This is a genomic window from Microvirga sp. HS2, from assembly GCF_055792805.1.
The window spans coordinates 71447-90322 of sequence record NZ_JBVVAJ010000017.1; the positions used below are offsets into that span (position 1 = coordinate 71447).

General features: G+C 63.6%; 17 protein-coding genes. 15 read left to right on the forward strand and 2 right to left on the reverse strand.

Annotation, left to right across the window (positions count from 1 at the left end):
• Positions 1 to 4: 4 nt before the first annotated feature.
• Positions 5 to 1279, forward strand: coding sequence for a lipoprotein-releasing ABC transporter permease subunit (locus ACS5Q0_RS15800; protein ID WP_473127605.1), 1275 nt, complete (start codon positions 5 to 7; stop codon positions 1277 to 1279).
• Between the two features lie 2 nt (positions 1280 to 1281).
• Positions 1282 to 1977, forward strand: a complete 696-nt coding sequence (locus ACS5Q0_RS15805) for an ABC transporter ATP-binding protein (RefSeq protein ID WP_473127606.1) — start codon at positions 1282 to 1284, stop codon at positions 1975 to 1977.
• A 31-nt stretch (positions 1978 to 2008) separates the two neighbouring features.
• Here the strand turns inward: ACS5Q0_RS15805 and ACS5Q0_RS15810 are convergent, their stop codons facing one another.
• Positions 2009 to 2563 (reverse strand): hypothetical protein, encoded by a 555-nt coding sequence (locus ACS5Q0_RS15810; RefSeq protein WP_473127607.1) that lies wholly within the window; start codon positions 2561 to 2563, stop codon positions 2009 to 2011.
• A 65-nt stretch (positions 2564 to 2628) separates the two neighbouring features.
• Between ACS5Q0_RS15810 and ACS5Q0_RS15815 the strand changes: the two genes are divergently transcribed.
• Together ACS5Q0_RS15815 and dnaE are read left to right on the forward strand one after the other, a co-directional pair.
• On the forward strand, positions 2629 to 3180 hold the full coding sequence (locus ACS5Q0_RS15815; RefSeq protein ID WP_473127608.1) for a Crp/Fnr family transcriptional regulator: 552 nt from the start codon (positions 2629 to 2631) through the stop codon (positions 3178 to 3180).
• 493 nt (positions 3181 to 3673) lie between these two features.
• The gene (dnaE, locus tag ACS5Q0_RS15820; protein WP_473127609.1) at positions 3674 to 7147 is read left to right on the forward strand and encodes a DNA polymerase III subunit alpha; all 3474 of its coding nucleotides are present in this window, start codon (positions 3674 to 3676) and stop codon (positions 7145 to 7147) included.
• Between the two features lie 28 nt (positions 7148 to 7175).
• Here the strand turns inward: dnaE and ACS5Q0_RS15825 are convergent, their stop codons facing one another.
• Positions 7176 to 8459, reverse strand: a complete 1284-nt coding sequence (locus ACS5Q0_RS15825; RefSeq protein WP_473127610.1) for an MFS transporter — start codon at positions 8457 to 8459, stop codon at positions 7176 to 7178.
• Between the two features lie 121 nt (positions 8460 to 8580).
• Here ACS5Q0_RS15825 and ACS5Q0_RS15830 point away from each other — a divergent pair, with 121 nt between their 5' ends.
• The 11 genes from ACS5Q0_RS15830 (at position 8581) to rseP (ending at position 18795) form a co-directional block, all read left to right on the forward strand.
• Positions 8581 to 9531, forward strand: a complete 951-nt coding sequence (locus ACS5Q0_RS15830; RefSeq protein WP_473127611.1) for a LysR family transcriptional regulator — start codon at positions 8581 to 8583, stop codon at positions 9529 to 9531.
• Positions 9532 to 9697: 166 nt separating this feature from the next.
• Entirely contained in the window at positions 9698 to 10291 is a 594-nt protein-coding gene (locus tag ACS5Q0_RS15835; RefSeq protein WP_473127612.1) for a hypothetical protein, read from the forward strand.
• A gap of 208 nt (positions 10292 to 10499) precedes the next feature.
• Positions 10500 to 10946: a hypothetical protein gene (locus ACS5Q0_RS15840; protein WP_473127613.1), complete on the forward strand. Its 447-nt coding sequence runs from the start codon at positions 10500 to 10502 to the stop codon at positions 10944 to 10946.
• Between the two features lie 216 nt (positions 10947 to 11162).
• Positions 11163 to 12179: a 30S ribosomal protein S2 gene (locus ACS5Q0_RS15845; RefSeq protein WP_473127614.1), complete on the forward strand. Its 1017-nt coding sequence runs from the start codon at positions 11163 to 11165 to the stop codon at positions 12177 to 12179.
• Positions 12180 to 12288: 109 nt separating this feature from the next.
• On the forward strand, positions 12289 to 13218 hold the full coding sequence (gene tsf, locus ACS5Q0_RS15850; protein ID WP_473127615.1) for a translation elongation factor Ts: 930 nt from the start codon (positions 12289 to 12291) through the stop codon (positions 13216 to 13218).
• An 80-nt stretch (positions 13219 to 13298) separates the two neighbouring features.
• Positions 13299 to 14012, forward strand: a complete 714-nt coding sequence (pyrH, locus tag ACS5Q0_RS15855; protein ID WP_473127616.1) for a UMP kinase — start codon at positions 13299 to 13301, stop codon at positions 14010 to 14012.
• 229 nt (positions 14013 to 14241) lie between these two features.
• Entirely contained in the window at positions 14242 to 14802 is a 561-nt protein-coding gene (gene frr / locus ACS5Q0_RS15860) for a ribosome recycling factor (RefSeq protein WP_473127617.1), read from the forward strand.
• A gap of 27 nt (positions 14803 to 14829) precedes the next feature.
• Complete coding sequence (locus tag ACS5Q0_RS15865; protein WP_473127618.1) at positions 14830 to 15597, forward strand: isoprenyl transferase; 768 nt, start codon at positions 14830 to 14832, stop codon at positions 15595 to 15597.
• 2 nt (positions 15598 to 15599) lie between these two features.
• Positions 15600 to 16448 (forward strand): phosphatidate cytidylyltransferase, encoded by an 849-nt coding sequence (locus ACS5Q0_RS15870; protein WP_473127619.1) that lies wholly within the window; start codon positions 15600 to 15602, stop codon positions 16446 to 16448.
• A 6-nt stretch (positions 16449 to 16454) separates the two neighbouring features.
• A complete protein-coding gene (gene dxr / locus ACS5Q0_RS15875) occupies positions 16455 to 17621 on the forward strand; it encodes a 1-deoxy-D-xylulose-5-phosphate reductoisomerase (protein ID WP_473127620.1) in 1167 nt (388 codons plus the stop codon).
• A gap of 31 nt (positions 17622 to 17652) precedes the next feature.
• Positions 17653 to 18795, forward strand: coding sequence for an RIP metalloprotease RseP (gene rseP / locus ACS5Q0_RS15880; protein ID WP_473127621.1), 1143 nt, complete (start codon positions 17653 to 17655; stop codon positions 18793 to 18795).
• Positions 18796 to 18876: the final 81 nt, after the last annotated feature.

An 18876-nucleotide genomic window follows, 5' to 3' on the forward strand; every position in this document is an offset into this window, starting at 1 on the left:
CCACATGGCCAAAGAAGCACCGACCGGAACCAAGCCTTTCTCGCTCTTCGAGTGGATGCTCGCCGGGCGCTACCTGCGTACGCGACGGCGGGAAGGGTTCGTGTCGGTCATCGCGGGCTTCTCCTTCCTAGGCATCATGCTGGGCGTCGCGACGCTCATCGTGGTCCTCTCGGTCATGAACGGCTTTCGCAAGGAACTGCTCGACAAGATCGTCGGCATCAACGGCCATATCTTTGTGGCGCCCATCGAGAGCCCGCTCACGGATTATCCCGAGGTTGCTGCGCGCATTTCTGCCGTGCCCGGCGTGAGGCGGGCGATTCCGCTGGTGGAGGGCCAGGCCTTCGGCTCCTCGCAATACAACGGCAGCGGCGTTCTGGTGCGCGGCATCCGCGGCAACGATCTACGCCAGATCGAGCACATCGCCGGCAACATTCGCCAGGGATCGCTGGACAAGTTCGACGAAGGCGAGGGCGTCGTCATCGGCCGCCGCTTGGCCGAAGCCCTGTCGATCCAGGCCGGGGACACGCTGACCCTGATCACGCCGCGCGGCGCCGCGACGCCGTTCGGCACCGCTCCACGGGTCAAGGGATATCCGGTCAAGGCCGTGTTCGAGATCGGCATGTCGGAGTTCGACTCCACCTTCGTCTTCATGCCGCTCACCGAGGCGCAGAACTACTTCAACCGCCAGGGCGACGTGCAGCTGATCGAGGTGTATCTCAACGACGCCGACAAGGTGGATCAGGCCCGCGCCGCCATCGAGGAGGCGGCGGGCCGGCCGATCCTCATGACCGATTGGCGGCAACGCAACCGCACGTTCTTCGGCGCGCTGGAGGTGGAGCGGAACGTGATGTTCCTCATCCTCACGCTCATCGTGCTAGTGGCCGCGCTGAACATCATCTCCGGCCTCATCATGCTCGTGAAGGACAAGTCCAGCGACATCGCGATCCTGCGCACTATGGGGGCGACGCGCGGCGCGGTGATGCGCATCTTCCTGATCACGGGCGCATCCATCGGCATCGTCGGTACCCTCGCGGGATTCGGGCTCGGGCTGCTGCTCGCGCTGAACGTCGAACATATCCGCGATTTCATCTCCAGGCTCACGAACACCAACCTGTTTCCGGCGGAGCTCTATTTCCTCAGCCGGTTGCCGGCTGACGTGAACCCCACCGAGGTCGCCACCATTCTCATCATGGCGATGGTGCTGTCGCTGCTGGCGACCCTCTATCCCTCCTGGCGGGCTGCGAAGCTCGATCCCGTCGAAGCGTTGCGTTACGGTTAGATATGGCGTCCGGACAAACCCAGCCAGCACTCCACCTCTCACAAGTCGAGCGCCGCTATCCTCAAGGGGACACGTTCCTCGAGGTCTTGCGCGGGGCCGAGCTTGCGATCTGGCCGGGAGAGATCGTGGCCCTCATCGCCCCATCGGGCACGGGAAAATCCACGCTGCTGCACGTCGCGGGCCTTCTCGAAAAGCCCGATGGGGGCGAGGTCTTCGTCGGCGGCAAGCCGACATCGCATATGAGCGACAAGGAACGCACCCGCGTTCGCCGGGAGGAGCTGGGATTCGTCTACCAGTTCCACCATCTGCTGCCGGAATTGTCGGCGCTGGAGAACGTGGTGATCCCACAGCTCATCCGTGGCCTGCCGAAGGCCGAGGCCGAGGACCGCGCGACCCAGCTCCTGACCTTCCTCGGGTTGGGCAAGCGCCTCAAGCACCGCCCCGGTGAACTCTCGGGCGGCGAGCAGCAGCGGGTCGCCATCGCCCGCGCCGTCGCCAATGCGCCGCGCCTGCTGCTGGCGGACGAGCCGACCGGCAATCTGGATCCGCACACGGCGGACCGCGTCTTCCAGACGCTCGTCGCCATCGTGCGCGCGTCGCGCCTCGCGGCGCTGATCGCTACCCACAACATGGATCTCGCGGCCCGCATGGACCGGCGCGTCACGATCCGTGACGGGCTGATCGTGCAGCTGCCGTAACAGCGCGATCACCCGAGCGGATCAAGCGCGGTCATTGGTGAGGGTGCTCGCCTCTCGCAAGCCTCATGTGATGCTGCTGATGGTGCATGCCTCGGGTCATCACGCCTATGAAGCCGAGCGCCCGTAGCTTCGTGAGGTCCTGTTCGGGGACAAGCACCGTCAAGGAGGCGCCGCCGTCGACGTCCTCCGCGTGGAAAGTCCAGCCTGAAACGCCGGACATCGTGGCCGCGTGAGCGGTAACCATCCTGCGGATGGAATCGATAACAGGGCCTGAGCCCTTCACGGTAAAGCGCATTCCGCCCTTCACGGGCTCGCTCGTGACATTCGACGCCAGTGTCACGTTGTTCATGTCCACGAGGTGCTGGCGCAGGGCTTCGATATCGACCGTCGACCAATCCGTCTTCGGGTCGGCTTCCAGGATCTCGACGATTTCCTGAATGGCCGCAAAGGCACTCTGTCCAGCCTGCTCCGGAACCCTGGCTCCTCCACCGTGCATCGCGTGGATACCGTGATGACTGTTACCGGCCCCCTGCGCAAAGGCGCTCAGCGGGATCAGGACGGCAAGGGCAGTCGCTCTTCGTAACATGAGACATCTCCTTCAAAGGAGGATTGTCTTGCACGGGGGTGCTCTCGGCCTACATGATAGTGATCATGTCCGACGTCATCGAGAGCCTCTTTTTGGACGCCTCCCGCCACAGGTTCGAGTACCAGGCGGGCGATACGGTTTTCCGGCTTGGGGCTCCGGTGAGCTTCATCCATTGGGTCCAGGTCGGGACGATCCATCTGGTGCGTCACCAGGCAGACGGGCTCCCCCTCATTCTCCAGCGCGCAGCGGCGGGCGACGTTCTGGCGGAAGCCTCGGTCTATTCGGAGAGGTACCATTGCGACGCCCGTGCGGATGCCGAAGCCCGTACATGCGCGATTCCCAAAGGCGATTTCCTGAAGCGGCTGGCAGAGAACCACGAACTGGCATGGGCCTGGGGGCGAAGGCTGGCCCATGAGGTCCAAAAGGCGCGTCTGCAGGCCGAGATCGTCTCCATGCGAACGGTCGCCGCACGTCTCGATGCGTGGGTGGAATACCATGGCGCTCTTCCGCCACGAGGCCGGTGGGCTGCGCTGGCAGCGGAGATCGGCGTGAGTCCGGAAGCTCTCTACCGGGAGATGGCAAAGCGGCGTTACGGGCCCCTGCAAGACCTCCCGTGACGGGCTGATCGTGCAACGACCCGGGCGCTTTCTTCCTTTCGGAAGGGAATCCGAGCGTCATGTCCGATCTTGCACCGGGCATGCACCACTTATCCACTGGCTCGAGAAGACGCGGAGGGGCGCAACACCTGCGCCCGTGACGGGCGAGGGATCAGAACCCGCCAGGACTTCTTTAATGCCCGATTCACCGTGTCTCCACAGCGTGCTCCACATTCACTTTACAGGGAACATTCAACGAACATAAATGAACGCATAGAGAACAGGAGATCAGACATGCTTCGCATCATCATCGAAACCGCCGCTGAAATCACCTCTCTCGCCGTGTTCGGCTCGGCCGTGGCAATCTGGGCCCTGGTCCTTTCGCCGGTCGCCTGATACCCGCAATATACACAAATCCACGGGATTCACAGGAGGATAGTCCTTCCCACGCCCCGTTAGAGATTCAGGGGCGAGAATCGTGGCAATATGCGCGCCATTGTCTGAGTAGAGTTTCATGGCGCGCATTCTCCAAGACGTCGGCTTCGTTCATCTGCACGTGCACTCCTCGTATTCGCTGCTCGAGGGGGCCCTGAAGGTCGCGCAGCTTCAGAAGCTGGCTATGGCCGACAAGCAGCCGGCCCTGGCGCTCACGGACACCAACAATCTGTTCGGCGCGCTCGAATTTTCGGAGAAGATGGCCGGATCGGGTATCCAGCCCATCGCCGGCGTCCAGCTTTCGGTCTGCTTCGAGGAGCCCGACCCGGTTGCCCGGGTCGTGCCCCAGCCCGCCAATATCGTGCTGCTCGCGCAGACGGAGGAGGGCTATCGCAACCTGATGCGGCTCGTGAGCCATGCCTATTTCGGCGTGCCGCTGGGCGAGGCGCCACGCGTCGCCGCGCCCATCCTTTCGACGCACAGCGAGGGCCTCATCGCGCTGACCGGCGGCTTCACCGGTCCTCTCGATTCCGCCTTGCGCAACGGTGGTCGCCACGAGCTGGCGCAGGCGCGCCTCGACATGCTCAAGAGCGCGTTCGGCCACCAGCTTTATGTGGAGATCCAGCGCCACGGGCTCGATGAGGAGCGGATGGTGGAGGGCGAGCTGATCGCGCTGGCGGACCGCAACGGCCTTCCCATCGTCGCCGCCAACGAGCCGTTCTTCTCCTCCCCGAAGGATTACGAGGCGCACGATGCGCTGCTGGCCATCGCGGAAGGCCAGATCGTTTCCAACGACAATCGCCGCCGCCTGTCGCCCGAGCATTACTTCAAGACGCGCCAGCAGATGATGGAGCTGTTCTCCGATCTGCCCGATGCGCTCAGTGCCACCGTCGAAATCGCCATGCGCTGCTCCACGCGCGTGCGGACCCGCAAGCCGATCCTGCCGAGCTTCGGCACCGGTCCCGATGCCGCGGCGCTCGATGAAGGCGAGGAACTCCAGCGCCAGGCGGAGGAGGGGCTCGCCAACAGGCTTGCAGCGCATGGTCCGGCGCCCGGTCTGACCGAGCAGGATTACCGCGATCGTCTTGCGTTCGAGATCGGCATCATCCGCAAGATGAAGTTTCCCGGCTACTTCCTCATCGTGTCGGACTTCATCAAATGGGCCAAGCAGCACGACATTCCCGTCGGCCCGGGCCGCGGCTCGGGTGCGGGATCTCTCGTCGCATACGCGCTCACGATCACCGATCTCGATCCGCTGCGGTTCACCTTGCTCTTCGAGCGCTTCCTCAATCCGGAACGCGTCTCGATGCCCGACTTCGACATCGACTTCTGCGTGGAAGGCCGTGAGCGCGTGATCGAATACGTGCAGAAGCGCTATGGTGAGGAGCAGGTCGCGCAGATCATCACATTCGGTACACTGCTCGCGCGCGGCGTGATGCGCGACGTGGGCCGCGTGCTCGAAATGCCCTATGGCCAGGTGGACAAGCTCACCAAGCTCGTCCCGCAGAACCCGGCCAATCCGGTGACCCTCGCCCAAGCCATCGAGGGCGAGCCGAAGCTTCAGGCTGCCATCGATGAAGAGCCGGTCGTCAAGCGCATGCTCGACGTTGCGCAGAAGCTCGAAGGCCTGCATCGTCACGCCTCGACCCACGCCGCGGGCGTGGTGATCGGCGACCGTCCGCTGCAGGAACTGGTGCCGCTCTATCGAGACCCGAAGACCGGGATGCGCGTGACCCAGTTCAACATGAAATGGGTCGAGCAGGCGGGCCTCGTGAAGTTCGACTTCCTCGGCCTCAAAACGCTCACCGTGCTGCGCACGGCGGTCGATCTCATCAAGCGGAAAGACATCCACATCGATCTGTCGGCGTTGCCGCTTGACGACCGTAAGACATACGAGATGCTCCGGCGTGGCGAAACGGTCGGCGTGTTCCAGGTGGAATCGGTCGGCATGCGCAAGGCGCTCGTCGAGATGGAGACCGACCGTTTCGAGGACATTATCGCGCTCGTGGCGCTCTATCGTCCGGGCCCGATGGCGAACATCCCCGTCTATTGCGCGCGCAAGCTCGGAAAGGACGAGCACAACAAGAAGGACTGGTATCCCCACGACAAGCTGGAGCCGATCCTGCGCGAGACCTTCGGCATCATCGTCTACCAGGAGCAGGTGATGGAGGTCGCGAAGGTCCTCGCCGGCTATTCGCTCGGTGACGCCGACCTTCTGCGCCGCGCCATGGGTAAGAAGATCAAGTCCGAAATGGACGCGCAGCGCGAGCGCTTCGTCGCCGGCTCTGCCAAGGACGGGCTCGACAAGGCGAAGGCCAACGAGATCTTCGACCTGCTCGCGAAGTTCGCGGATTACGGCTTCAACAAGAGCCACGCGGCGGCCTATGCGCTTGTCGCCTTCCAGACCGCGTATCTCAAGGCGAATTTCTCGGTCGAGTTCCTCGCCGCGTCGATGACGCTCGACCTCGACAACACGGACAAGCTCTCCGAATTCCGCCGCGAGGCGCAGCGTCTCGGCTTCAAGGTGATCCCGCCGTCCGTCAATCGCTCGGGCGTGGTGTTCGATGTGGTCTATGACGCGGAGGGCAAGGGCTCCATTCTCTATGCGCTCGCAGCCGTGAAGGGCGTGGGACGTCAGGCCATCGAGGCGGTGGTGGAGGCGAGGGGCGACGAGCCTTTCAAGGATCTCGCGGATTTCGCGCGGCGCATCAATCCGAAGGCGCTCAACAAACGCACGCTCGAAAATCTCATCGCCGCCGGCGCGTTCGACGAACTGGAGCCGGACCGGGCGAAGGCCTGCGCCTCCATCGACGCCATGATGAGCCTCGCCCAGCAATCCTATGAGGCAGCCAATGGCGGCATGATCGACATGTTCGGCGGCATGGCCTCGGCGGACGTTCAGCTTCGCATCGGGCCTTACGAGCCCTGGCCCGCCGCGGAGCGGCTGCAGCGCGAATACGACGCTGTCGGCTTCTTCCTCTCGGGCCATCCGCTCGACGAGTACGGCGATCTGCTCCAGAAGCTCCGGGTTCAGACCTGGGTGGATTTCTGCCGTTCTGTGAAAGCCGGCAACTCCGTCGGCAAGGTTGCCGCCACTGTTCTCGACCGGCAGGAGCGCCGCACGAAGACCGGCAACAAGATGGGCATTCTGACCCTCTCCGATCAGACTGGGCAGTTTGAGGCCATCATCTTTTCGGAAGGCCTCATGCGTCTGCGCGACGTGCTGGAGCCCGGGACCGCCGTCGTCCTGATGCTTCAGGCGGGCGTAGAGGGCGAGGAGGTAAGGGCGCGCATCGGCATGGCCGAGCCCCTGGAAGAGGCCATCGCCAAACACCAGAAGGGAATGCGGATCTTCCTGCGCGACGAGCGCCCCATCCCTAGCGTCTATGAACGCCTGAGGGCCAGAGGCGAGGGCGAGGTTTCCCTCGTGCTGATTCTCGATGACGGCGACCGGGAGGTCGAGGTGAAGCTCCCCGGCAAGTACATGGCCACGCCCCAGATCGCCGGCGCCCTGCGCGCCGTGCCCGGCGTGGTCGAAGTGCAGATGAGCTAGATCAAGGGTTTTTCGGCAGAGCGGAGGATCACGTTTTCCTCTGCTCGATTTTCCGCAGGCGCAGGGCGGTGACGAACGCGGCCGCGATCATCAGCGCGACGAGGCCTGCGACGGCGTTCCAGCTGCCCGCCGCCCAGAACCAGCCTCCGATCGAGCCCATGACGCTGGCGCCGACATAATACGCGAGCAGGTAGAGGGACGAGGCGTGGCCCTTGGACCCGACCGCAATGCGACCGACCCAGCCGCTCGCGACCGAATGGGTCATGAAGAAGCCTATGGTGCTGGCGATCACCCCGGCGATCACGCCTACGAGGGACGATGAGAGCGTCAGGGCGATTCCAAGGGCCATGGTGCCTATTCCGGCGAGCAGGACCGGGGAGCGCCCGAGCCTGTCCGCCAGATTGCCTGCGAGCGTCGAGGCGACCGCGCCGAGGAAATAGACCAGGAAGATCGCGCCGATCTGGGCGGGAGTGAGATTGAACGGAGCGGCGCTCAGGCGGAACGTCAGATAGTTGAACATGGTGACGTTGATCCCGAGGGCGAGAAAACCTGTCAGGAAGAGCAGGGGCAGACCGGGCGTCGACAGGTGCTTCAGCCATGCGTCCCGATGGTGGGTCATCATTCCCGCTGACCGAGGGAAGAAGTTCCGCGATGGTGGCAGGAGGGCGAAGAAGCCAAGGGACGCCAGAAGTCCCAGCACGCCGATGCCGCCCGATGCGACGCGCCAGGAGAAGAGCTCGGTCACCACTCCGGCGCTGATCCGGCCGAGCATGGCGCCAAAGGCTGTTCCTCCCACATAGAGGCCCATCGCTGTGCCGAGAGCCTTGGGGTGAATTTCCTCGGCGAGGTAGGCCATCGCGACCGCGGGCACGCCTCCGAGCACAAGGCCTTCGAGGGCGCGCAGGATCAGCAGCATGTGCCAGTCCGCCGCGACGGCGCTTCCCACATGGAGGATCGCCGCGCCGCACATGGAGCCGAACATCAGCGCACGGCGGCTGACCGTTTCCGAAATGGCTCCGGCGCACAGAATGGCGAAGGCGAGGCAGCCTGTCGTGAGCGAGAGGGCGAGGGAGCCTGCGGTGGGACTGACACCGAACTCCTCCACCAGATGCGGTAGGAGCGGCTGCACCGCGTAGATCAGGGAGAAGGTCGCGAAACCTGCCAGGAAAAGCGCCAGGCTGATCCGCCGGTAGGCCGGGGTCCCACGCTCCGTCCATTGCGGAACGTGAGGCGCGGCTGCGTCGGCCGTTGGACGTTCCGGCGGATGGTCCGGATCCGGGTTCGGCCGGGGCAGGGGCTTCGCGGTGGTCATCGACATGCTCAAAGGGGCGGATCTCAAGCTTCAACGCGCCTGTCCTCGCTCGTAGCGTCTGGAGAGCCATGCCACATCAGCAATTTACTTTGATCAGCTATAGCGAAATTATATAGGCGACATGGATATCGCGCAGCTTCGGACCTTCATCTACGTGGCCGAACTCGGCAGCCTCAGCAAGGCCGCCGGGAGGCTTCGCATCGCCCAGCCCGCTCTGAGCCGTCAGATCCGCATGCTGGAGGAGGAGCTCGGCGTCCGCCTCTTCGACCGGCATGGCCGGGGCATGGTCATCACCGAGCGGGGACGGGACGCCCTCGCGCATGCGATCCGGGTGATGGCCGAGCTGGACGGGCTCAAGGCCAGTGTCGCGGGATCCGAGGCTTCCCTCACCGGCCATGTGGCCATCGGCGTTTCGCCAACGGTCGCCGACGTGATTTCTGTGCCCTTCGTCACGGCCTTCCGAGCCCAGTATCCCGGCGTCATGGTCCAGCTCGTCAGCGCCTATTCAGGCCATCTCCTGGATTGGCTGTATCGGGGCGAAATCGATCTGGCGGTTCTCTATGACCCCAAGGAGACACGCTCGCTCCGCTCGGAGACGCTGATGCAGGAAAGCCTCTTCCTGATCGGACCGCCAGACATCGCCGTGCCGGGCGAGAGCGTCCTGCCTTTCTCCGAGATGGCCCGCATGCCGCTGCTGCTGCCGAGCGCCCGGCATGGATTGCGCAACATTCTGGAACGATTTGCCCAGGAGGCCCGCGTTTCCCTCAATGTCACGGTGGAAATGGACAGCTACGCGGCACTCAAGGATCTCGTGCGCCAAGGATACGGCTGCACGGTCCTGCCGCTTGCCCCGATCTACGAGGATGTGACGGCGGGCCGTCTCGTCGCCCTGCCAATTTCTGATCCTCCACCCACCCGTCAGCTGGTGCTCTCGTATCCGTCCGACCGGTCCGCCTCGCGGGCGGCGGAACTCGCAGGCGAATCGCTCAAGGGCATCATGGCTGATTATGTGAAACGTGGAATCTGGAGAGGCGAGATGCACGTCGCTGGAGCTGGACCCGTCGGCGGCTGAACCATGCCGGTCCTGCAGCTCAGGATGTGGAGCGTCGAGGTCTTCCCGTTCTCTGAATATTTTCAGGAATGTGCCGGAACCTTGTTGCTGACTGAGCGTAATCTCATCACCTGAGCCGATCGTCTGGAGCAGGCACTCCATCAAAACTTGTTCGTAAAGGTGAACCATGAAGCGTTCATGCGCTCTCGCTTTGTCTGCCGTTACCCTGTTCTTGGCCACGTCCGCAGCTTCCTATGCCCAGGCCGTACGGCCGGGCCAGCAGTGTCAGCCGGAGGTCGCCGATCCTTCGATGTATGGGAATTGTCGCCTCCATATCGTCCGGGGCCAAGAGGTCTGCCGTTGCGCCATTCGTCCGCAGGCCTTGCGCCGTATGGGTCCCGTAGACCGGAGCAACCTGACCACGGGGTCGATCGCCTCGTCACGGACTTCGGCTGTCGGCGGCTTCTTCGAGGGCGGCACCCGCTCGGCCGGTCGTGCAGGGGCATCGATGTCCGGCGCGGGCGCGGCTCCGGCTGCGGGCTCGGCGGCCGCCGATGTCGCATCTGGAGCCTCCGGCGGCAGGAGCGGTAACGGCCAGGGGCCGGGCAACAACAACGGTCTCGGTAACGGTTCGGAGCCTGCCGACAACACGAGCACGGACGTGAAAGGGACCGATCCTTCCAACCCAGGCGGCGGCAGCGGCAATGGGGGCGGCAGAGGCAGCAACGGTACCGGAAATGGAGGTGGCAACGGCAACGGCGCAGGAAACGGAAGGCCCTGATACCCAAGTAGCCCTGGGTAACGGCCTGTGCCGTTCCTCGGGCATTCGCACCGAGTTCCGATCAGGATCGAGCGCTCCAGCCTGTGTTCCGGGCAGGGGCGCTCCGCGCCGTGCCGAGGGCGTTCATGTGAGCTGAAGCCGGGCGAGTTGACCTGAAGACCCTAATGCAGCAATGGTGCCATGTTATATCTGAATAGGGCCATTCTGCATGGCATACCTCCGGCGCATTGCTTTTCCGCTCTGCTGGCTTCTCCAATTTTGGCTAAAAGCCTTTGATAAGATTGGAATAGTCGAACGGTATGTTCCCGTTATCTCCACCAATTATTTAATATATTTTTCAGCTGAGTTCCTATTCATGATGCTAATGATTGTAGGAATAACCTGGGGCGCGAAAAGCGACATTCAGGCGAACAAAAAAATGCGGTCAGATCCTGAACAATTTAGGAAAAAGGCAGCTTTTTTAAGCTTATTGGGCGCCTCGTCAATTCCGATTCTTCTAATGCTAATGCTTGTGGCTGATCGATTGAATCTTTCCTTTCGGGAGGTGCGCGATCTCGGCCTTGCGATCTTCGTGACGCCCATGCTCTTAGGCTCGATTTGGCTGCGACTTCAAAAGCTAGACCTCAGCCTTGCATCCAAAGCAATCTCAGATTGAATAGCCTCAAATCCGGCGGAGGTCCCAATATACTCATAAAAACGCGTAACATTTTAGCATAATATAATAGAGCTGCTCCCAGCTTGCATTCAGATCGTTTTACCCCTATATGCGCCCGCATCCCACACGCGGAAACCGCCTCGTGAGTCCATGAGGTATCCCGGTGGCCGGAAGGTCCGGCCTACTGTTCCGCGGAGGCTTAACCGGAGAAAAACTATGGCGCTTCCCGATGTCTCGATGCGTCAGCTGCTGGAAGCTGGCGCTCACTTTGGCCACCAGGCCCACCGCTGGAACCCGAAGATGGGTCAATACATCTTCGGCACCCGCAACAACATCCATATCATCGACCTCGCTCAGTCGGTTCCGATGATGCACCGCGCTCTGCAGGCCGTCAGCGACACGGTGGCGAAGGGCGGCCGCGTGCTCTTCGTCGGCACGAAGCGTCAGGCTGCCGATGCCGTTGCCGATGCTGCCAAGCGTTCGGCCCAGTACTACGTGAACTCCCGCTGGCTCGGCGGCATGCTCACCAACTGGAAGACGATCTCCGGCTCGATCCAGCGCCTGCGCAAGGTCGACGAGATTCTCGGCGGCGGCGGCCAGGGCCTCACGAAGAAAGAGCGTCTCATGCTCGCTCGTGAGAAGGAGAAGCTCGAGCGCGCTCTCGGCGGCATCAAGGACATGGGCGGCACGCCCGACCTGATCTTCGTCATCGACACCAACAAAGAGCAGCTGGCGATCAAAGAGGCGAACCGCCTCGGCATCCCGGTGGCCGCCATCGTCGACACGAACTGCGATCCGGACGGCATCGCTTTCCCGGTTCCGGCTAACGACGACGCCGGCCGCGCGATCTCGCTGTACTGCGACCTCGTCGCCCGCGCGGCTCTCGACGGCATCTCCCGTGGCGCCGGCGCCATGGGCATCGATATCGGCGAGTCCGAGAACCCGATGGCCGAGGAACTCCCGGCGAACGACACCGCCGCCTACGAAGGCGAGCAGTTCGAGCGTCTGGCTGCCCCCCGCGGCGCTCCGGACGACCTGACCAAGCTCAACGGCGTTGGCCCGCAGCTCGAGAAGAAGCTGAACGAAGCCGGTATCTTCCACTACTGGCAGCTCGCCGCCATGCAGGCCGGCGACATCGCTCAGCTCGACAAGGACCTGAAGCTGAACGGCCGCCTCGAGCGCGACGGCTGGATCGACCAGGCCCGTTCGATGATCGAAGCCGCTGCGGCGTAAGTCTCTTTTGGCGCCGCCTTAAAACCGGCGGCGCTTGAACGAATGCTTGAGCCCGGCGTTCCATGAGCGCCGGGCTCCCTCTATGCAAGAACCTGTGAAAGGATAAGCCATGGCGAATATCACCGCTGCGATGGTGAAGGAGCTGCGCGAGACGACCAGCGCCGGCATGATGGACTGCAAGGCCGCTCTCGCCGAGACCAACGGCGACATGGAAGCCGCCATCGACTGGCTCCGCAAGAAGGGTCTCTCCAAGGCCGCCAAGAAGGCCGGCCGCGTCGCCGCCGAGGGCCTCGTCGCCGTCGAGTCCTCCGGTCACACGGCCACCATCCTCGAGGTTAACTCGGAGACGGACTTCGTCGCCCGCAATGACCAGTTCCAGGCTTTCGTTCGCGAAGCCGCCAAGATCGGCCTGAACGGCAACGGCACCATCGAGTCGCTCGAAGCTGCGACCTTCCCGGGCTCCAGCGTCACGGTGAAGGATCGTCTGCAGGAGCTCATCGCCACCATCGGCGAGAACATGACCCTGCGCCGCATCGCCAAGCTCGAAGTGTCGAAGGGCGTGATCGCATCCTACGTGCACAACGCCGTGTCCGAAGGCCTCGGCAAGATCGGCGTGCTGGTTGCGCTCGAGTCCGAGGGCGACGTCGAGGCTCTGAGCACGCTCGGCCGTCAGATCGCCATGCACGTGGCGGCGACCAACCCGGTCGCTCTGGACGCTTCGGGCGTTGACCAGGCCACCATCGAGCGTGAGACCGCGATCCTGCGCGACAAGAACGCCGGCAAGCCGGACCACGTCATGCAGAAGATCGTCGAGAGCGGCATGAAGAGCTACTTCAAGGAAGTGACGCTCCTCGAGCAGCCCTTCGTGCACGACCCGTCGAAGACCGTGACCCAGGTCCTCAAGGAGGCCGAGTCCAAGGCCGGCAAGCCGGTCACCCTCAAAGCCTTCGCCCGCTACGCTCTCGGCGAGGGCATCGAGAAGGAAGAGGGCCCGGATTTCGCGGCGGAAGTCGCGGCCCAGGCCGGTCTCAAGGCCTGAGACTAACGAAACTCAAAAACGGCGGCTTTTCAGCCGCCGTTTTCATGAGAGGATCAATCAACCTATAGGAGAGTCCGACAGTGGCACAATTCCGGCGCATTCTGGTGAAGCTTTCGGGAGAGGCGTTGATGGCTCCCGATGGATATTGGCTCGACACCCAGGTCCTTTCGAGCCTCGCCCAGGATCTCGCCAACGCCACCAGGGCGGGCTTCGAGATCGCCGTCGTGATCGGTGGCGGCAACATCATCCGTGGCGCCCGCATGAGCGCCGCCGGCTGGATCGATCGCCCCACGGCCGATTCCATGGGCATGCTCGGAACGGTCATGAACTCGCTGGCCATCGAAACGGCCCTGAACGCCGCCGGGGTGCCCGCCCGGACCATGTCCGCGGTGTCCATGCCCACCATCTGCGAAACCTATGCCCGCCAGCCCGCGCTGCATCACCTGGACAAGGGACAGGTGATCGTTCTCGCGGGCGGCACCGGCAACCCGTTCTTCACGACCGATACGGCGGCCGTGCTGCGCGCAGCCGAGCTGAAATGCGACGCAGTGCTCAAGGCAACCCAGGTGGACGGCGTCTATTCCGCCGATCCCAAGAAGGATCCGGAAGCGATCCGGTTCGATCGGCTTACCCATGACGAGGCTATCGCCAAGGACCTGAAGGTGATGGACACTGCGGCCTTCGCGCTTGCGCGAGAGAGCAGGCTCTCGATCATCGTGGGATCGGTCCATGCGCCGAGCTCCGTGACCGACCTCCTCCTCGGAAAGGTTCCATCGACGGCCGTCGTCCCCTGAGACCGGCGCATCGTGTGGAAAAGTGGCTCCAGCTTCGGCGGCGCCGGCCTTCGGTCCGCTGATGCGGACCCCAGTTTCCCGCCGAAACCATGCGGGACGTGAAAAACGAACGTCGGACGGGTCCCAAAGTGGCAGCCACTTTTCCCGTCCGATGCTCCAGGGGGCCTTGATGCGGGCCCCTGGGCAGCGTAAGCCCGTTCATAGACAGTTCGCGTAAGGAAAAGATCTCATGGCTACGACCTTTGACCTCGCCGATGTGAAGCGCCGCATGCAGGGCGCCATCAACTCTTTCAAGAACGACCTCGCCAGCCTGCGCACGGGCCGCGCCTCGCCGAACATTCTCGATCCGATTCAGGTCGACGCCTATGGCGCCCTGATGCCGATCTCGCAGGTCGCCACGGTCAACGTGCCGGAGCCGCGCCTGCTGAGCGTGCAGGTGTGGGATCGGGGGATGGTCTCCGCCGTGGAGAAGGCGATCCGTGAATCGGATCTCGGCCTCAACCCCCAGACCGAAGGTCAGGTCATCCGCCTGCGCATTCCCGAGATGAACGAGCAGCGCCGTAAGGAGATGGTGAAGGTCGCGCACAAATACGCCGAAGAGGCGCGCATTGCCGTTCGCCACGTCCGTCGCGACGGGCTCGATCTGCTCAAGAAGCTCGAGAAGGACTCGGCCATCAGCGAAGACGACGCCAAGCGTGACGGCGACCAGGTGCAGAAGGCCACCGACCAGTTTGTGGCTGAAATCGAGCAGCTCCTGGTGGCCAAGGAAAAGGAAATCATGCAAGTCTAAGCCCTAGACTTGTATCGGAACCTTATCATGAGCGGCGAAGCCAAGCGGTCGGCTCCCATTCTTGCCCCTGAAGGGGCAGGCGAGGGGCTGCCGGCCCATGTTGCCATCATCATGGATGGAAACGGCCGCTGGGCCGCTCAGAGAGGCCTGCCGCGCTTCGAGGGGCACCGGAAGGGCATCGAAGCGATCCGTCGGACCGTTCGCACGGCGACCGATCTCGGCATCCGATATCTGACCGTCTACAGCTTTTCGTCCGAGAACTGGCGGCGCCCCGAGGAGGAGGTCTCCTTCCTCATGGGGCTCCTCAAGCGCTTCGTGCGCCATGACCTTGCGGAGCTCCACTCCAGCAATGTCCGGGTCCGCATCATCGGCGAGCGGGAGGGGCTGGCCTCCGACATCCGCCTCCTGCTGGACGAGGCCGAGCAACTTACCTGGGGCAACACCGGACTGAATCTGGTGATCGCCTTCAATTACGGCGGCCGCCAGGAGATCCTCGGCGCCGTGCGAGCTCTGGCCCGGAAGGTGAAGGAAGGCATGCTCGATCCGGATGCCATCGACATGGACATGCTCGGCGCCTGCCTCGATACCCGTGGCATTCCGGATCCCGATCTCGTGATCCGCACCTCGGGCGAGCAGCGGGTGTCGAACTTCCTGACGTGGCAGACGGCCTATTCCGAGTTCGTTTTCCTTCCGGTGTTCTGGCCCGATTTCGACGAAGCCGCGTTCAAGGCCGCTCTTGACGAATATCGCCGGCGCGACCGGCGGTTCGGCGGTCTGAGCGCCAAGGCCTGCTGACGATGGCCAGCACCGAAGGCCCTGCCTTGGCTCCGAAGGCCCCATCCAGCGAATTGAAGACCCGGGTTCTCTCCGCGATCGTCATGGTCGCGCTGGCCCTCGGCACCGCCTATTGGGGCGGATGGCCCTTCGCCCTGTTCTGGCTCGCGGCGGGCGTCGCGATCATGGTCGAATGGACCGATATGACCCGGGTGGAGCCGCGGCGAACCGTGCAGGCGGTTGTCGGCCTGGGGTTGATGGCCCTGACATTTCTCTTCCTCTCGGGCGGGAGCGTCGCGGCCGGCGCCATGGCGGCACTGGCCACCCTCGTCCTCGGCGCCGTTCTCGCGAAGGGCCGGGGGGGCAGGCTCTGGGCGGTGTCCGGCTTCGCCTATGGGGCGGTCATCGTACTCGTGCCTCCCATGGTTCGGGCCTATCCGGAAATCGGCCCTCTCGCGCTGGTCTGGATGTTCGGGGTCGTTTGGGCGACCGACATTGCGGCCTATTTTACCGGGCGCGCGCTGGGAGGACCCAAGCTCTGTCCGGCCATCAGCCCGAAGAAAACCTGGTCCGGTTTCTTCGGCGGCCTCTTCGCCGCAATCCTGGTCGGCGTCCTGGTCGTGACGGTAGGCGAGCGCGTCGGCCTGGATCACGCCTTCGGGGCCTGGAGCACGATTGCGCTGTCGGCGGTCGCATCCGTTGCCAGCCAGATTGGGGATTTGGGCGAATCCGCGCTGAAGCGCCATTGCGACGTCAAAGATTCGAGCCATCTTATTCCTGGGCATGGCGGTGTAATGGACCGCCTCGACGGCTTCTGGGCCGTGTGTCTCATCGTCGGCATCGTTCTTCTCGCCGCGCACGGAGCTGCTTAGTCCTTTATGGCACGTTCTCTTACGATTCTCGGGGCGACGGGCTCCATCGGCCGTTCCACGGCGGACGTGGTTCTGGCGCATCGGAACGAGTTCCGTGTCGAGGCAGTCGTCGGCGGGTCCAATGCGCAGGCGCTTGCCGACAAGGCCAGATGCCTGGGCGCCAAATTCGCGGCCCTGTCGGACGAGACCGCCGGTCCCGCCCTGAGGGACGCACTCGCCGGAACGGGGATCGGGAGCGGCGCGGGTCGCTCCGCCGTGCTCGAAGCCGTAGATCGGCCGTCCGACATCGTGCTCGCGGCCATCAGCGGCACCGCCGGTCTGGAGCCGACCCATGCGGCCCTCAAGCCGGGACGGCGCATCGCGCTCGCCAACAAGGAAAGCCTGGTCTGCGCAGGCGCCGTCTTCATGGCCGACGCGCGGCGCTACGGCGTCGAGGTCATGCCTGTGGATTCCGAGCACAACGCCCTCGATCATGCCTTGGCGGCAGGGCACAGCCGGGGTGTGGAAAAGGCTGTGATCACCGCGAGCGGCGGCCCGTTCCGGACTTGGTCGCGGGAGCAGATTGCGAAGGCGAGCGCCAGGGAGGCCTCCGCCCATCCGGTCTGGTCCATGGGCTCGAAGATCAATATCGACTCGGCCACCCTCATGAACAAAGGGCTGGAACTGATCGAGGCTCATCACCTGTTCGATCTCGAAGCCGAGAGGCTCGATGTGCTCGTTCACCCGGAGGCCATCGTCCACGGGCTCGTGCAATGGACGGACGGAGCCGTGACCGCCGGTCTGGCGCTTCCGGACATGAAGGTGCCCATCGCCAACGCCATGCGCGGGGCGGAACGGCTTCTGATGGACCTGCCCCGTCTCGATCTCGCCGCGATTGGCCGTTTAACCTTCGAGCAGGCCGACGAGCTGCGTTTCCCGTGCCTCGCTCTGGCTAAGGCCGCGCTCAAGGCTGGGGGATCGCTCCCCACGATCCTGAATGCGGCCAATGAGATCGCGGTCGAGGCCTACATGGCCGGCGAAATAGGATTTTATGCGATTTCGGAGATCGTTGAGGAGGTTTGCTCAAGCTTCTCCGGAACCGGGAATGCTCCTGCGACGGTCGCGGAGGCCCTTGCCGTCGATGGCGAGGCCCGCGTCAGGGCGCGGCAGCTCGTTCCCGGGAAAAGACTTTGAAGCACCCGGACAGGGGGCGGAAGGAACGAAAATGGAATGGCTTTCGACGATCGGCGGAGCGACCGGGTCTTTGGCCCTGACGCTGTTCGCCTTCCTCGTGGTGCTGACGGTGGTCGTCTTCATCCACGAGTACGGCCACTACTGGGTCGGGCGCCGGTGCGGAATCGGCGTGACGGCCTTCTCCATCGGCTTCGGGCGCGAGCTCATCGGGTGGACGGACCGGAACGGCACTCGCTGGAAGATCTCGGCGATTCCCCTGGGCGGCTACGTGAAGTTCGTGGGCGACATGAACGCGGCGAGCGTGCCGGACACGGAATCGGTCCAGCAGATGTCGCCCGAGCAGCGGGCGATCAGTTTTCCCCATCAAAGTGTCGCCAAGCGCGCCGCCACCGTCGCGGCCGGGCCGATCGCCAATTTCATCCTGGCGATCGCCATCTTCGCGGGCTTCAACTACTTCAGCGGTCGCATGGTCCTGGAACCCGTCATCGAGCGGGTGATCCCCGGGAGCGCCGCCGAGGCGGCGGGTTTCCAGCCCCATGACGTGATCCTCTCCATCGACGGAACCCGGATCGAGACCTTCGCCGACATGCAGATGATCGTCAGCTCGAGTTCGGGGGAGGCCTTGAATTTCCAGGTCGATCGCGATGGCCGGACGGTGAATCTCACGGCGGTTCCCAAGGTCGAGGAGAAGGAGACTCCCTTCGGCAAGCAGCGGATCGGCCTTCTCGGGGTCCAGGCTCCGCAGGACCGCTCGGCGATCAAGAGAATCTCCTATTCCCCTTGGGGAGCCCTGAAGGCTGGCGCCGTCGACACCTGGAATCAGGTTGATCGGACGATCAACTTCATGCGCCGCCTCATTCTCGGGCGGGAGTCGCTCGATCAGCTCTCCGGACCGGTCGGAATCGCTCGAATCGCGGGCACCGCCTATGAAATCGGCGGGCTCTACAGCCTGGTGAACCTGATCGGCTTCATGTCGGTCTCGATCGGGCTCATTAACCTTTTCCCCATTCCGTTGCTGGATGGCGGGCACCTGTTGTTCTATGCCATCGAAGCCGTTCGTGGCCGGCCCTTGAGCGAAAGGGCCCAGGAGATCGGCTTCAGGATCGGATTCGCCTTCGTGGCGATGATGATGCTCCTGGCTACCTGGAGCGACCTGACGCGCTCGTTCGGGTGAGGGCTCGTTCACCTTGCCACAAGTTTTGTGGGGAGCAGAACGTGACAAGGACGCCACGCCGGTTAAAAATCGCTACTCTGT

Coding starts and splice junctions, on each gene's coding strand:
- ACS5Q0_RS15845 (WP_473127614.1), top strand. CDS start 11,163: ATGGCGCTTCCCGATGTCTCGATGCGTCAGCTGCTGGAAGCTGGCGCT.
- ACS5Q0_RS15835 (WP_473127612.1), top strand. CDS start 9,698: ATGAAGCGTTCATGCGCTCTCGCTTTGTCTGCCGTTACCCTGTTCTTG.
- ACS5Q0_RS15865 (WP_473127618.1), top strand. CDS start 14,830: ATGAGCGGCGAAGCCAAGCGGTCGGCTCCCATTCTTGCCCCTGAAGGG.
- rseP (WP_473127621.1), top strand. CDS start 17,653: ATGGAATGGCTTTCGACGATCGGCGGAGCGACCGGGTCTTTGGCCCTG.
- frr (WP_473127617.1), top strand. CDS start 14,242: ATGGCTACGACCTTTGACCTCGCCGATGTGAAGCGCCGCATGCAGGGC.
- ACS5Q0_RS15825 (WP_473127610.1), bottom strand. CDS start 8,459: ATGACCACCGCGAAGCCCCTGCCCCGGCCGAACCCGGATCCGGACCAT.
- ACS5Q0_RS15870 (WP_473127619.1), top strand. CDS start 15,600: ATGGCCAGCACCGAAGGCCCTGCCTTGGCTCCGAAGGCCCCATCCAGC.
- dnaE (WP_473127609.1), top strand. CDS start 3,674: ATGGCGCGCATTCTCCAAGACGTCGGCTTCGTTCATCTGCACGTGCAC.
- ACS5Q0_RS15840 (WP_473127613.1), top strand. CDS start 10,500: ATGGCATACCTCCGGCGCATTGCTTTTCCGCTCTGCTGGCTTCTCCAA.
- ACS5Q0_RS15830 (WP_473127611.1), top strand. CDS start 8,581: ATGGATATCGCGCAGCTTCGGACCTTCATCTACGTGGCCGAACTCGGC.
- ACS5Q0_RS15815 (WP_473127608.1), top strand. CDS start 2,629: ATGTCCGACGTCATCGAGAGCCTCTTTTTGGACGCCTCCCGCCACAGG.
- ACS5Q0_RS15810 (WP_473127607.1), bottom strand. CDS start 2,563: ATGTTACGAAGAGCGACTGCCCTTGCCGTCCTGATCCCGCTGAGCGCC.
- dxr (WP_473127620.1), top strand. CDS start 16,455: ATGGCACGTTCTCTTACGATTCTCGGGGCGACGGGCTCCATCGGCCGT.
- ACS5Q0_RS15800 (WP_473127605.1), top strand. CDS start 5: ATGGCCAAAGAAGCACCGACCGGAACCAAGCCTTTCTCGCTCTTCGAG.
- ACS5Q0_RS15805 (WP_473127606.1), top strand. CDS start 1,282: ATGGCGTCCGGACAAACCCAGCCAGCACTCCACCTCTCACAAGTCGAG.
- tsf (WP_473127615.1), top strand. CDS start 12,289: ATGGCGAATATCACCGCTGCGATGGTGAAGGAGCTGCGCGAGACGACC.